This window comes from Sphingomonas sp. Marseille-Q8236 (genome assembly GCF_965112005.1).
The window spans coordinates 2,033,294-2,047,359 of the sequence record NZ_CBCOPO010000001.1 but is presented as its reverse complement, the minus strand read 5'-3'; the positions used below and the strand labels follow the sequence as shown (position 1 = coordinate 2,047,359).

Sequence of the window (14,066 nt, the reverse complement as noted above, 5' to 3'; positions counted from 1 at the left end):
CAGATAGCTGACCAGCGTCAGCGCGCCTGCGCCCCCCAGCATCACCACATAGGCCGCCACCACGAAACTCATCTGGTTCATGCGCGCGCCATCCGCCGCATCCGCGCCTCGGCCTTGGCCTGCGCCAGCAGGGTGCGCATCCGCATCAACACGATGGCCGCGAACAGGAAGGTGAAACCGGCCAGCGCGATGGGCAGCGGCCAGAGCAGCGACGTGTCGATGCTGGAGCCGGTCAGCCCGATCGACTGGCCTTGATGCAGCGTGTTCCACCACACCACCGAATAGCGGATGACCGGCAACAACGCCGTTCCCGCCAACCCGTAGAGCGCCGGTATCCGCCCGTCCCCGCCCCGATCGGCATCGGCGCGCGCCAATGCGATATAGCCCAGATAGACGAACAGCAGCAGCAGCATCGAGGTCAGCCGCCCGTCCCATTGCCACCATGTCCCCCAGGTCGGCCGCCCCCAGATCGAACCCGTCGCCAGGCACAACCCCGCGAACACCGCCCCCGGCCAGGCGATGGCGCGCGCCGCGACCTGCGCCAGCGGATGCCGCCAGACCAGCAGCGACAGGCTGGCCACCGCGATCCCGCTCCATCCGCCCATGCCCAGCCAGGCGGCGGGGACGTGGATATAAAGGATGCGCACCGTCTCTCCCTGGAGGTAATCGGGCGGCGTCCGGGTCAGCCCGGCCCATAGCGCCACCGCGATCAGCACCATGCCCAGCCCCAGAAAAATTCCGGTCAGCGGACGAGCGATCTTCAGAAAACGCGCAGGGTTGGCAAGGGCATGAAGGGTCGGCACGATGGGCGGACTGTAAGCGGCTTTTTCCAACCCGTCATCCGTTTGCGCACAAGATTCTTGAACATGCGCAACCCGGCGCCATGCGGCTGGTTTACCCAATCGACAAAGGCCTTCAAAGCCGCTCCGTCATCCCGGCAAAGGCCGGGGTCTTCCGGGACAGGTCCAATATGCCGGGAAAGGCCGCAGCGTGAGTTGCGGCGGCGAATGACAATCAGGGGGATTTCACGATGACGACCGCCAAGTTCCGGCCCATGCGGCTTTTCTCCACGCGCCTTTCCTTATGCCTGGCCCTTGGCACCGCCCCCGCCGCCGTCCTCGCCCAGACGCTGTCGGAAACGGGATCGACCATCATCGTCACCGGCCGGGGCCTGAGCGACCAGCCCGGCGACCGCGCGCTGGACGTCGTGACGATCGACCGCGACCGGATCACGCAGAACGCCTCGCAGCGACTGGAGAATGTCCTCGCCGATGTCGCCGGGCTCCAGCAGTTCCGGCGTTCCGACAGCCGCTCCGCGCATCCGACTTCGCAGGGTATTACGCTGCGCGGTCTGGGGGGCAATGCGTCGAGCCGGGCGCTATTGGTGCTGGACGGCGTGCCGCAGGCCGATCCGTTCGGTGGCTGGGTGGTGTTTCCCGCCTATGCCACCGGGCGGGTGGGCCGCATCCGGGTGACGCGCGGCGGCGGCTCCGGCTTCTGGGGCCCCGGCGCGCTGGCGGGCACGATCGAGATGGACAGCGCCACGCCCGATCAACTCGCCCCGCTCGATCTGGCGCTGTCCTATGGCAGTCGCGATTCGGTCGATGCGCAGGGTTCCGCTTCGTTGGTCCGCGACGGCGGATTTCTGACCGTTTCCGGCGCCTATGCACGCGGCGATGGCTTCACCCCCATCGTCGAGGGGCAGCGGGGGCCGGTCGACCGTCCCGCGCCCTATGAGCAATATTCGGGCGCGGCGCGCGGGGTTGTCGGGATTACGTCCTCGACCGAGTTGCAGATGACGCTCGCCGCCTTCCACGATGCGCGCGACCGGGGCACCGACTTTACCGACAATCGATCGGACGGCGCGGATGCCAGCGTCCGGTTGGTCGGGCGCGGCGCCTGGGGCTGGTCGGCGCTCGGCTATGTCCAGACGCGGCAATTCGCCTCGCGCTATGCCAGCGTGAATACCGCGCGGACCGCAGCGACGCTGACGCTCGACCAGTATAATGTCCCCGCCACTGGGCTCGGCGCACGGGTGGAGGTTTCGCCCCCGCTGGGCGAGGCCGTAAAATTGCGGCTGGGCGGCGACATTCGCGATACCAGCGGGCGGACGCAGGAGCTTTACACCTATGTCGCGGGCCTCCCCACCCGGCGGCGGGAGGCGGGCGGTGCGACGCGGACCATGGGACTGTTCGCCGATGGCAGCGTCGAGGCGGGCGCGCTGACCCTCACCGCCGCCGCGCGGGTGGACGATTGGCGCATCCGCGACGGGCGGCTGGACGAGAATGCGCTGGCGACCGGCACGGTGCTGACCGACAGCGATTTTCCGGACCGTTCGGGGCGGGAGTTCACCGGGCGGCTGGGCGTGGCGCTGCGGCCGGTTGAGCCCGTGACGCTGCGCGCGGCGGCCTATCGCGGCTGGCGCCTGCCGACGCTCAACGAACTCTACCGGCCGTTCCGGGCGGGTGCCGACGCCACCGCCGCCAATGCCGCGCTGAACCCCGAGCATGTCGAGGGTATCGAGGGCGGGTTCGACCTGACGCCACTGGCGGGCGTGCGCCTGTCGGCAACCTATTTCCTAAACCGGCTGACCGATGCGATCGCCAATGTGACCATGGGGCGTGGGCCGGGGACGTTTTCGGGTGTCGGCTTCGTCGCCGCGAACGGCGTGTACCGGATGCGGCAGAATCTCGACGCGATCCGGTCGGCAGGCTTCGAGCTGGAGGCCAATGCCCAGGCGGGGCCGGTCAGTGCCCGTGCTTCCTGGTCGCATGTCAATGCCAGGGTCGAGGCATCGGGGCTTGCCGCGCCGCTGGATGGCCTGCGTCCGGCACAGACTCCGCGCGACCAGCTCTCGGCGACGCTGGCGGTCGCGCATCGCGGCGCGGCGCTCACCGGGACGGTGCGGCATGTCGGGCGCCAGTTCGAGGACGACCAGAATGTCCGGTCGCTGGCCCCCGCGACGACGCTGGACGCCTATGCGGCGGTACCGGTCACGCGCGGCTGGCTGATCGAGGCGCGGGCGGAAAACCTGGCCGATGCGCGGGTCGAGGCGGCCTATAGCGGCGCGGGGCTGATCGAGCGGGCGACGCCGCGAACCTTGTGGATCGGGGTTCGGACGCGGTTGTAATCCCTTGGCCTTCGACTTCGCTCAGGCTGAACGGAGGGTGGTACTGAACCCCGTTCGCCCTAAGCGAAGTCGAAGGTCCTTCGCCCCTATCCCCGCTTCTTCACCAGCGCCATCCGCAGGCACCGGCACACCACCTCGTCGCGCTGGTTCCACGCCTCGTGCCGGAACGTCACCAGCCCCGCCCCCGGCCGCGACTTGCTCTCCCGAAGCGCCGTGACCTCGCTCGTCGCGCGCAGCGTGTCGCCCAGGAAGACCGGCGCGGGCATGACCAGTTCGTCATAGCCGAGATTGGCGACCAGCGTCCCCAGCGTCGTCTCCCCCACCGACAGCCCGACCATCAGCGAGAAGGTGAAGGTGCCGTTGACGAGGATCTGCCCGAACTCGCTGGCCCGCGCGGCTTCCGCATCGATGTGCAGCGGTTGTGGATTGTGCGTCATGGTCGAGAAGAGCAGGTTGTCCGTCTCGGTCACGGTGCGGCGGATCGGATGGTCGATCCGGTCGCCGATGGTCCAGTCCTCGAAGAAGCGCCCGCTCATACCGCATCCTCCGCGACGATGCGGACCAGCGCAATGCCCTCCGCCACCTGCCCGCCGGTCCGGGCCTTCAGGTCGGTGACGATGCCGTCGAAGGGCGCGGTCAGGACATGCTCCATCTTCATCGCCTCCAGCGTGACGAGCGGCTGGCCCGCCGTCACCTCCTGTCCATCGGTCACGGCGACCGCGATGATCCGGCCGGGCATGGGCGACAGGATCGCGCCATCCCCCGCCCCGCCCGCCGCCAGCCCATCGGCGCGCCAGCGGGTGAAGGACCAGCTTTGCCCGCCCTCCGAGATCAGCACCTGATCGGTCGGCGCCGGGGGCACATCGACCGCCTCGCTGAAATCGACGGTGATCGGCCGCCCGTCGAGCAGGAAGCGCGCGCTTCGCCGGGGCGCGGCATTGAGGCGGAAGCCGGTCAGTTCGTCCTGCCCGATCAGCGCGGCGGCGGCTTCGGCCAGCGCCTCTTCGGACGGCTCGGGCGGCGGCATCAGCGCCTCGCCCTCGCGCGCGATCAGGCCGGTATCGACCCGGCCGCGCGCGAAATCGACATGGTCGAGCGTCTGAACCAGAAAGCCCGCATTGGTGCGCACCGGCCAGATGACCGCCTCGTCCAGCGCATCGGCCAGCGCCTCGCGCGCCTCCTCGCGGGTGTCGCCATGCGCGATAACCTTGGCGATCATCGGGTCGTACCAGGGGGTGATCTCCGCGCCTTCCTCGACGCCGGTATCGATGCGGATCGCCGGGTCGTCGCCCAGGTCGAACACCTCCAGCGTGCCGATCGCGGGCAGGAAGCCCTTGGCCGGGTCCTCGGCATAGAGGCGGGCTTCGATGGCATGACCCTGGATGGACAGGTCGCCTTGCGCCATCGGCAGGGGCTCCCCCGCCGCGACGCGCAGCTGCCATTCGACCAGATCGACGCCGGTGATCGCCTCGGTGACGGGATGCTCGACCTGGAGCCGGGTGTTCATCTCCATGAACCACACCCGGTCGGCGCGCAGCCCTTCGGAGGCGTCCGCGATGAACTCGATCGTGCCCGCCCCCACATAATCCACCGCCTGCGCGGCGCGGACGGCGGCGGCGCAGACCGCTTGCCGGGTGGCGTCGTCCAGGCCGGGCGCGGGGGCTTCCTCGATCACCTTCTGGTGGCGGCGTTGCAGCGAACAGTCGCGCTCGAACAGATGGACGACCTGTCCGTGGCGGTCGCCGAAGACCTGCACCTCGATATGGCGCGGCGAGAGGATATATTTCTCGATCAGCACCCGGTCGTCGCCGAACGACGATGCCGCCTCGCGACGGCAGGAAGCCAGCGCCTCGGCAAAGGCGGCGGGGTCATCGACCCGGCGCATCCCCTTGCCGCCGCCGCCCGCCACCGCCTTGATGAGCACCGGATAGCCGATCGCGTCGGCCTCGGCGGCGAGGCGGTCGGGGTTCTGGTCCTCCCCCAGATAGCCGGGGGTGACCGGCACCCCGGCGGCGATCATCCGCGCCTTGGCGGCGTCCTTCAGGCCCATGGCACGGATGCTGTCGGGATCGGGGCCGACCCAGACCAGGCCCGCGGCGATCACCTTCTCTGCGAACTCGGCATTTTCGGACAGGAAACCGTAACCGGGATGGATCGCCTCCGCCCCAGTGGCGCGCGCGGCGGCGAGGATGCGGTCGGCGTCCAGATAGCTTTCGCGCGCCGGGGCGGGGCCGATGGCGACGGCTTCATCGGCGAGCCGGACGTGGAGCGCCCGCGCATCCGCTTCGGAGTAAACCGCGATGGTGCGCAGACCCATGCCGCGCGCCGTGCGGATGATGCGGCAAGCGATCTCGCCGCGATTGGCGATGAGGAGGCTGTTCATCATCAGGATTCCAGCTTGAACATGATGGCACCCGGGCGTTCGGCGATGGCGTCGAAGATCACGGTCAGGATGCGATCGAAACGCTCACCGATCGCCTTTCGCGCCGCGGCGGCGTTGGTGATAGACAAGCTGATCGGCGGATCGACGACCGCGACCAGCAGGTCGAACAGCGCATCCAGGCTGCCGCCATACCATGTGACGCCCGATGCCTCGCGGATGCGGGCATGGAAATCGGCCTCGTCCACCAGGGTCGCGCCGTCGATGGTCAGGTCCATCGGCATCACATCCGGAACACCCCGAAGCGGGGCGCCTCCGCGATCGGCGCGTTCAGGCACGCCTCCAGCGCCAGTCCCAGCACATCGCGCGTCTGCGCCGGATCGATGATCCCGTCATCCCACAGCCGCGCGGTTGCGTACCAGGGATTGCCTTCGTCCTCGTAACGCTGGCGGATCGGGGCCTTGAACGCCTCCGCCTCGTCCGGCGTCCAGCTGTCGGCATCGCGGTGGACCGTCGCCAGCACGCTCGCCGCCTGTTCGCCGCCCATCACGCTGATCCGCGCATTGGGCCAGGTGAACAGGAAGCGTGGAGAATAGGCCCGCCCGCACATGCCGTAATTCCCCGCGCCGAAACTACCACCGATCAGCACAGTGATCTTGGGCACCTGCGCCGTCGCCACCGCCGTCACCAGCTTGGCGCCATGTTTGGCGATTCCTTCCGCCTCGTAACGGCCCCCGACCATGAAGCCGGAGATATTCTGGAGGAACAGCAAGGGGATACGCCGCTGGCATGCCAGCTCGATGAAATGCGCGCCCTTCTGCGCACTCTCGGAAAAGAGCACGCCGTTATTCGCCAGGATGGCGACCGGCTTGCCATGGATATGCGCGAAGCCGCAGACCAGGCTCGCGCCGTACAGCGCCTTGAATTCGTGGAAGCGCGATCCGTCGACCAGCCGGGCGATGACCTCATGCACGTCATAGGGCGCCCGCACGTCCTGGGGGATCAGGCCGTACAGCTCCTCGGCCGAATAGAGCGGCGCATCCGGCTCGGCGAGGTTGACCTCCGGCAGCGTCGGCGGCGGCAGCGTCGCGACGATGTCACGGACGATCGACAGGGCATGGTCGTCATCCTGCGCGACATGGTCGACCACGCCCGACTTGCGGCCATGGGTGTCCGCGCCGCCCAGTTCCTCGGCCGAGATGACCTCGCCCGTCGCCGCCTTCACCAGCGGCGGCCCGGCCAGGAAGATCGTCCCCTGCCCGCGCACGATCACGGTCTCGTCCGACATGGCGGGGACATAGGCGCCGCCCGCCGTACAGCTGCCCATGACGCAGGCGATCTGAGGGATGCCCGCCGCCGACATCTGCGCCTGGTTGAAGAAAATGCGGCCGAAATGATCGCGGTCGGGAAAGACCTCGGCCTGGTGCGGCAGGTTCGCGCCGCCGCTGTCGACCAGATAGATGCAGGGCAGCCGGTTCTCGAGCGCAATCTCCTGCGCGCGGAGGTGCTTCTTGACCGTCATCGGGTAATAGGTGCCGCCCTTCACCGTCGCGTCATTGGCGACGATCATCACCTGCAGACCATGGACCCGGCCGATCCCGGCAATCACCCCCGCGCCCGGCACGGCATCGTCATATCGGCCATTGGCGGCAAGCTGACCGATTTCCAGGAAAGGCGAGCCCGCATCGAGCAGCTGTTCCACCCGGTCGCGGGGCAAGAGCTTGCCCCGCGCGACATGGCGTTCGCGAGACACCTCGTTCCCACCCAGCCCGGCGCGTGCAACGTCCTTGCGCAAGCGCTCGGCCAGCGCGCGGTTGTGATCGGCATTGGCGCGGAACGCCGCATCGTCCCGTACGAGGCGCGAGGCGATCACCGCACCCATGGTTCGCTCCCCATGCTCATTGCGCCACCTTTTCGAGCTTGCCGATCAGTTCGCGGCCGATCAGCATCCGGCGGATTTCGTTGGTCCCCGCCCCGATGTCGAGCAGCTTGGCATCGCGCGCGAAGCGTTCGACCGGCCAGTCCTTGGTATAGCCCGCCCCGCCCAGCGCCTGGATCGCCTCCATCGCCACCTTCACGGCATTTTCGCTGGCCAGCAGGATCGCGCCCGCCGCGTCGAACCGCGTCGTCCGTCCGGCATCGCAACTCCGCGCCACCGCATAGACATAGGCCCGCGCGGAATTGAGCGCGACATACATGTCGGCGACCTTGGCCTGGATCAGCTGGAACTCGCCGATCGCGCGGCCGAACTGGCGCCGCTCGCGGACATAGGGCACGACCACGTCGAGGCACGCCTGCATGATGCCCAGCTGAATTCCCGCCAGCACCGCGCGTTCATAGTCGAGCCCGCTCATCAGCACGCCGACGCCGCCATTCACCGGCCCCATCACCTGCGCGTCCGACACGAAACAGTCGTTGAAGACCAGCTCGGCGGTCGGGCTGCCCCGCATGCCCATCTTGTCGATCTTCTGCCCGATCGCGAAGCCCGCCATGTCCTTTTCGATCAGGAAGGCGGTGATCCCCCGGCTGCCCTCGCCCGTCTTGGCATAGACGACCAAAGTGTCGGCATAGGGCGCGTTGGTGATCCAGAATTTGGTGCCGTTCAGCACCCAGCCGCCATCGGCCTTCACGGCCCGCAGCTTCATCGAGACGACGTCCGACCCGGCCGACACTTCCGACATGGCCAGGCTGCCGACATTCTCGCCCGAGATCAGGCCGAGCAAGTATTTCGCCTTCTGCTCTGGACTGCCCCAGCGGCGGATCTGGTTGATGCACAGATTGGAATGCGCGCCATAGGACAGTCCGAGCGATGCCGAGGCGCGCGACACTTCCTCGATCGCGACGACATGCTCCAGATAGCCCAGCCCCAGCCCGCCATCGGCTTCGTCGACGGTGATGCCGTGCAGACCCAGCGCACCCATTTCGGGCCAGATGTCGCGCGGGAACCAGTCCTCCGCGTCCATGCGCGCAGCCAGCGGGGCGATCCGGTCGGTGGCGAAACGGCGGGTCGCCTCACGGATCATGTTCGCACTCTCGCCGAGCGCGAAGTCGAAATCGTCGATCATGTCCTCTCCAAAACGGCTCTTTGAGTCCGTTACCCCGTCTTAAACGGAAATTACCCAAACGCGCAATCTTCGTTCCAAGCCGGACGGCACATGAACGAGCGCGCGGATCGAATACGCGATCCAAACATTTGCAAGCTTATGCAAAAGCCGCCATGCATCAGGAACGAGAGGATTTATTGACCTGATGGCCACCCGCCCCGTTGCCACCGATCCAGGCCAGGATATCACCGCCTGCGATCGGGAACCTATCCATATACCCGGGGCGATACAGCCACATGGCCTGTTGCTGGTCGTAGACGCGGCGACGGGCCATATCGTCGCGGGTGCGGGTGCGATCGAGGAGCGGCTTGCCCCCGAATGGCTGGACCGCCCGCTTGCCGAAATCGTGGGCGATCATGTTGCGAATATGGTTGCCGCGATGCCGATCGGGCCTGGCTCCATGGTCGCCGCCGTTCCCGTCGAGGGACTGGGCGAAGCCTTTTCCGTCACCGCCCACCGCGTCGCGGGCGAGCGCGTCCTGATCGAACTGGAACCCGGCATCGTCGATGCGCCATGGGGACGGGGCAGTCCGCTGGCCTGGCTGGACGCGGCAGCCACCAGTTTCGAGCGGACGGGCGACCTGTCGATGCTGTTCGACCGGGCGGCGACGACGTTCCGACAGTTGACCGGGTTCGACCGGGTGATGATCTATCGCTTTCTGGACGAGGATGCCGGTCACGTCGTCGCGGAGGCGCGCGCACCCGAACTCCATTCCTTCCTGCATCATCATTTCCCCGCATCGGACATTCCGAAACAGGCCCGTGCGCTTTACGTCCGCAACCGCACGCGCAGCATTCCCGATGTCGCCTATGTCCCCGCACCGCTCCGCCCCGCCGGGTTCGAGACGCTGGACCTGAGCGATGTCGCCTTGCGCAGCGTGTCGCCCATCCATCTCCGCTATCTGGCGAATATGGGTGTGGTCGCATCGGCGTCGATCTCGATCGTCAAGGATGGGGTGTTGTGGGGGATGATCGCCTGCCACCACCATAGCCCACGACTCCTGTCCGCCGAGTTGCGCGCCGCCGCCGCCGCGCTCGCCAGCGGGCTGGCGCGTCAGATTCGCGGTCGCGAGGAAGCCGAGCTCTATCGCGAGCGGCTTCGCCTGCGCGCGGCGGAGGACGGCATCTTGCCGCGCATCATCGGACTGGGCGACATCGTCCCCGCCATTCGCCGCCTGATGCCCGACATGATGACCATGCTGGGGGCGACCGGCTTCGCGATCGTCGAAAAGGGCAAGGTCCATGACCATGGCATCTGTCCGCCCGCCCTGGCATCGCTGGACATCGCCCAGACGGTGACCGCCCGCACCGGCGGCGAATTGTTCGTCACCCATGAGCTGTCCGAGGTGATGCCCGACACGGCCCCCCTGGCCGCGAAGGCCAGCGGGCTGCTGGCGCTGCCGCTGGTCGATGGCGGAATCACGCTGCTGTGGTTCCGCGCCGAGCAGGTCGAGGAAGTCGAATGGGCGGGCAACCCGCACAAGTCGGTCGCGCTGACCCCGGAAGCCACGCTGACCCCGCGTGCGTCGTTCGAGAGCTGGCGCGAGACGGTGCGCGGCCGTTCGCGGCGCTGGACGATGGAGGAGGTCGAGTCCGCCCATCGCATCCGCCGCGCCCTGCATGAAGCGTCGCAGAACCATCGGCTGCGCGGACTGAACACCGCGTTGCAACGGACGCTGGACGACAAGGACGCACTCCTGGTGCAGAAGGACGTGCTGATGAAGGAGGTGGACCACCGCGTCCAGAACAGCCTTCAGCTCGTATCCTCCTTCCTCGCGCTCCAGGCCAAGGCGGCGGGCGATCCACGCGTGCGCGAGCAGCTGAACGAGGCGCAGGCCCGGCTGTCGGCCGTCGCGCTGGTCCATCGGCGGCTCTACCGCGACGACCAGATCCAGACGGTCGACCTTGCCCGTTATCTGGAAGATCTGGTCGGCGACATGCGGCAATCCATGGGACGCGACTGGTCGGCGATGATGCGCCTGGATTTGACGCCGGTCCTCATGCCGACCGACCGCGCGATCAACCTCGGCCTGGTCACCACCGAGCTGATCATCAACGCCACCAAATATGCCTATGACGGCGCGCCGGGGCCGGTGACGATCACGCTGGAGCAATATGGCCATCGTCTTCGATTGATCGTCGCGGACGAGGGGCGCGGTAAGGGGGATGACGAGGCCGATGACGGGCACGGCTTTGGCAGCCGGATGATGGCCGCGATGATGCAGCGGCTGTCGGGCACGATCGAATATGACGACAACCGACCGGGCCTTCGCGCCATCGTGATCGCCCCGATCGCGGATTGAGGGGCGATCGCGACACGGCGGGTGGCTCAGGACGGGTGGCGGGGGCTAGGCCGCCCGCCCGTATAATGCGAAGACGGTCGTCGCCGCCGCCACGGCACGGTCGATCCACGGATCGCCCATCGCTGCCGCATCCAGCGCATGGCGGAAATCGCGCCATTCCCCCGGGCCGAAAGTCGATTCGAGATAAGCCTTGGGGAGCCCCTCCCCCACTTGCCGGGCCAGCATCGCGCCGCCCAACCGCGACCCTTCGGTGACGTACAGCGCCCCCCACCGCGCCGCCTCGTCCCCCGGCAGATCGATCGTCATGGGCTCGGGCATGTCCCGCCCCAACACCGCAAGGTCGGCCGCCAGCGCGTCCCGACGCGACCGCCATGGGAAGCCGACCTCATGCGCCGCCAGCCAGTCCTCGACCGCCGGAAGCGCGCGGGCGTGGGCGATCAGGAAAGCCGTATAGCTTTCCCGATCGTCCAGCCGATATCGACCATAGGCGGCATCCACCGCCTCATGCGCGGGGCCGGTTCGCTCGCGCAGGACCAGCGACGCGGTGCCGTTCACTTCAGGCAGGCGACGATCCCCGCAATGACCGCCAGCGTCTCTTCCGGATCGCGCACGCGCACCGTGTCGAGGCCCAGTTCCTTGGCGGGATAGTCGTTGCCACCGGGGAAGATCGCGTCGCCGATGAACATCATCGCATCCAGCGCTATGCCGCTGGCGTCATGCAGCTTCTTGAGACCATAGGCCTTGTCGACGCCCTCGCGGGTGATATCGATCGAGGTCGCGCCGCCCATGTTGATCGACAAGCCCGGCAGGCGTTGCTTGAGGTCGGCCTGGATGACCTTGCGCTTCTCGAACTTGGGGTCCCAATGTTCCTTGGCGTCGATCGGCGCCTGCTGGCCGAGCGCCGAGAAGGTGATCTGGCTGCCGCGATCCTCGATCCGCTCGCCCCAGGTCTGCTCGGGCACAAAGCCGGTTGCCTCCAGCGAGGCGTCGAACGCCTCTAGGATCTTGGCCTTGGTCGCATCGTCGAACAGCTCGGCATAGACCGGGGTCCATTGGCCGTCCTGATAGGTATAGAGCTTGGTGCCGGTCGTTGGCATCAGCCACAGCTTGGTGCGGTCGGCGCGCTCGGGCAGGCGGCTCGCCACCTGCTTGTCGAACTGCGGCCAGTCGCCGCCCGAAATCACCGCGACATGCGCGACGTCGAGCAGGTCGGCGAGCGCCTGCCCCATCGGCTCGCCCAAGGGCTGTTTGCTTTCGGCCAGCGTACCGTCGAGGTCGAACGCAACCAGTTGCTTCATGAAGCGACTCCAATTCGGGGAAAGATGATGGTGTCGATGGCATAGGCTACGCCATCCTCGGCATTGGAACGGGTGTGTACCGAAATCTGTTCCCTGACCGCATCCGGCGCATTCGCCATCACGATCGGCAGGCCCGCGCGGGTCAGCATGGGAAGGTCGTTGGCCTGATCGCCCAGCACCGCCACCTCGTCCAGCGACACGCCGAACGCCTTGGCCAGGGTCGCCACGCCGTCGCCCTTATTGGCCTCAAGCGCGGTCACGTCGAGATAATAGGTCTGCGACTGGGCGATGGTCGCCGCCGACCCGTGCGCCGCGTTGGCCTGTTCATGCAGACCGCGCAGCAACTCGGCATCGTCGCTGACCAGGGTGATCTTGTCGACCTTGTCGATCAGCGCGGAAAAGTCCTGCGTGATGACCGGCTCCTGCGACGAAGCCTTGCGCTCGTGATCGACATGGGTCCCCTCACCGCTGCTGGCATACCAGCGATCGTCGGCGAAGACCCAGATGGCGACGGGGTGGTCCGCCGCCATCGCCAGTACGTCCTTTACGACATCAACCGGCACGCGGAACCGAGCATCAATGCCGCCATCGCGGCGGAACACGGTCCCGCCGTTGAACGCGCCGATCGGTGCATCGATCGCCAGTTCGTCGGCCAGCCATCCCAGCCCCGAACGAGGCCGGGCGCTGATGATGGTGAAGCCGACCCCCGCCGCCTCCAGCCGCTTGACGGCGGCGATGGTGGCGGCGCGCAGCTTCTTGTCGGGGTCGACGAGTGTGCCGTCGACGTCCGACACGACCAGCCGGATCGGCAGGCTCATTGCGGGATTTCGGTATGGCCGCCAAAGCCGAAGCGCATCGCCGACAGCACCTTGTCGCCATAGGTGTGATCGACCCGGCTGCGATAGCGCGCGAAGAGCGAGGCGGTCAGGACGTTGGCCGGGACCTTCTCCTCCATCGCCGCGTCAATCGTCCACTGGCCCTCGCCCGAATCGGCGACATGGCCCGAGAACTGCTCGAGCATCTCGTCCTTCGCCAGCGCGATCGCGGTCAGGTCGAGCAGCCAGGATGAGATCACGCTGCCGCGACGCCAGACCTCGGCGATGTCGGTCAGGTTCAGGTCGAACCGCTCGTCCTCGGGCAGCTTGTCGCTGTTCTTCGACTTCAGAATGTCGAAGCCCTCGGCATAGGCCTGCATCAGGCCGTACTCGATACCGTTGTGGATCATCTTGACGAAGTGACCGGCACCGGCGGGACCCGCATGGATATAGCCCTTCTCGGCGCGCTGATCGACCTTCTCGGCGATGCGGCCCGGCGTGCGGACGATATCGCCCAGCCCCGGCGCCAGCGCGTCGAAGATCGGGTCGAGATGGTCGACCGTTTCCTTGTCGCCGCCGATCATCATGCAATAGCCGCGCTCCAGGCCCCAGACGCCGCCCGAGGTGCCGACATCGACATAATGGATACCCTGTTCGGCCAGCATCTTGGCGCGGCGGATATCGTCCTTGTAGAAGCTGTTGCCGCCGTCGATCACGACGTCGCCGTCCTTGGCCAGCTTGGCGATCTCCGCGATCGTGTCCTCGGTCGGGCCGCCTGCGGGCAGCATCACCCACCAGATCGCCTTATCGGCGAGCTTGGTGGCCATGTCCTCCAGCCCCGTGGCCGCCTCGGCGCCGTCCTTGGCGAGCGTCTGCACCGCCTCGTCGCTGCGATCCCAGGCCACAACCTGATGCCCAGCCTGCATCAGGCGACGCGCGATATTGCCACCCATGCGGCCAAGGCCGACCAGACCGATCTTCATGCGGAACTCCATTATGTTTTTGATGTCGTAGAAAGTGAAAGGCCCCCTTCCCGC

12 protein-coding genes are annotated in these 14,066 nt (G+C 67.3%); 2 read left to right on the top strand and 10 right to left on the bottom strand.

The genetic code is table 11. The annotated features are described in order from the left end of the window. Positions 1 to 77 precede the first annotated feature (77 nt). The gene (ccmC, locus tag ACWPWT_RS09805) at positions 78 to 803 is read right to left on the bottom strand and encodes a heme ABC transporter permease CcmC (protein ID WP_261269132.1); all 726 of its coding nucleotides are present in this window, start codon (positions 801 to 803) and stop codon (positions 78 to 80) included. 227 nt (positions 804 to 1,030) lie between these two features. Between ccmC and ACWPWT_RS09800 the strand changes: the two genes are divergently transcribed. Then, entirely contained in the window at positions 1,031 to 3,130 is a 2,100-nt protein-coding gene (locus ACWPWT_RS09800) for a TonB-dependent receptor (RefSeq protein ID WP_454279491.1), read from the top strand. Positions 3,131 to 3,216: 86 nt separating this feature from the next. Here the strand turns inward: ACWPWT_RS09800 and ACWPWT_RS09795 are convergent, their stop codons facing one another. Genes ACWPWT_RS09795 through ACWPWT_RS09775 form a run of 5 tightly spaced genes read right to left on the bottom strand, consistent with a single transcriptional unit; the run spans position 3,217 to position 8,575 of the window. Then, positions 3,217 to 3,666: a MaoC family dehydratase gene (locus ACWPWT_RS09795; protein ID WP_454279490.1), complete on the bottom strand. Its 450-nt coding sequence runs from the start codon at positions 3,664 to 3,666 to the stop codon at positions 3,217 to 3,219. Beyond that, positions 3,663 to 5,516 carry an acetyl/propionyl/methylcrotonyl-CoA carboxylase subunit alpha gene (locus tag ACWPWT_RS09790; RefSeq protein WP_454279489.1) on the bottom strand — a complete coding sequence of 618 codons (1,854 nt, stop codon included), beginning with the start codon at positions 5,514 to 5,516 and terminating at the stop codon, positions 3,663 to 3,665. Before ACWPWT_RS09790 ends, ACWPWT_RS09795 begins: the two co-directional genes overlap by 4 nt. Continuing rightward, positions 5,516 to 5,788 carry a barstar family protein gene (locus ACWPWT_RS09785; RefSeq protein WP_454279488.1) on the bottom strand — a complete coding sequence of 91 codons (273 nt, stop codon included), beginning with the start codon at positions 5,786 to 5,788 and terminating at the stop codon, positions 5,516 to 5,518. Before ACWPWT_RS09785 ends, ACWPWT_RS09790 begins: the two co-directional genes overlap by 1 nt. A 5-nt stretch (positions 5,789 to 5,793) precedes the next feature. After that, entirely contained in the window at positions 5,794 to 7,392 is a 1,599-nt protein-coding gene (locus ACWPWT_RS09780) for a carboxyl transferase domain-containing protein (protein WP_454279487.1), read from the bottom strand. Positions 7,393 to 7,408: 16 nt separating this feature from the next. Next, entirely contained in the window at positions 7,409 to 8,575 is a 1,167-nt protein-coding gene (locus ACWPWT_RS09775; RefSeq protein ID WP_454279486.1) for an acyl-CoA dehydrogenase family protein, read from the bottom strand. Between the two features lie 184 nt (positions 8,576 to 8,759). Here ACWPWT_RS09775 and ACWPWT_RS09770 point away from each other — a divergent pair, with 184 nt between their 5' ends. Beyond that, the gene (locus tag ACWPWT_RS09770) at positions 8,760 to 10,916 is read left to right on the top strand and encodes a histidine kinase dimerization/phosphoacceptor domain -containing protein (RefSeq protein WP_454279485.1); all 2,157 of its coding nucleotides are present in this window, start codon (positions 8,760 to 8,762) and stop codon (positions 10,914 to 10,916) included. A 45-nt stretch (positions 10,917 to 10,961) separates the two neighbouring features. Here ACWPWT_RS09770 and ACWPWT_RS09765 read toward each other — a convergent pair whose 3' ends face one another. The 4 genes from ACWPWT_RS09765 to gnd are packed head-to-tail and all read right to left on the bottom strand — an operon-like array spanning position 10,962 to position 14,012. Then, complete coding sequence (locus ACWPWT_RS09765) at positions 10,962 to 11,471, bottom strand: biliverdin-producing heme oxygenase (protein ID WP_454279484.1); 510 nt, start codon at positions 11,469 to 11,471, stop codon at positions 10,962 to 10,964. Further along, a complete protein-coding gene (locus tag ACWPWT_RS09760; RefSeq protein ID WP_454279483.1) occupies positions 11,468 to 12,214 on the bottom strand; it encodes an HAD-IIB family hydrolase in 747 nt (248 codons plus the stop codon). Before ACWPWT_RS09760 ends, ACWPWT_RS09765 begins: the two co-directional genes overlap by 4 nt. Next, positions 12,211 to 13,032, bottom strand: coding sequence for a Cof-type HAD-IIB family hydrolase (locus tag ACWPWT_RS09755; protein WP_454279482.1), 822 nt, complete (start codon positions 13,030 to 13,032; stop codon positions 12,211 to 12,213). Before ACWPWT_RS09755 ends, ACWPWT_RS09760 begins: the two co-directional genes overlap by 4 nt. Then, complete coding sequence (gnd, locus tag ACWPWT_RS09750; protein WP_454279481.1) at positions 13,029 to 14,012, bottom strand: phosphogluconate dehydrogenase (NAD(+)-dependent, decarboxylating); 984 nt, start codon at positions 14,010 to 14,012, stop codon at positions 13,029 to 13,031. The genes ACWPWT_RS09755 and gnd overlap by 4 nt, the downstream gene beginning before the upstream one ends. Between the last annotated feature and the right edge of the window lie 54 nt (positions 14,013 to 14,066).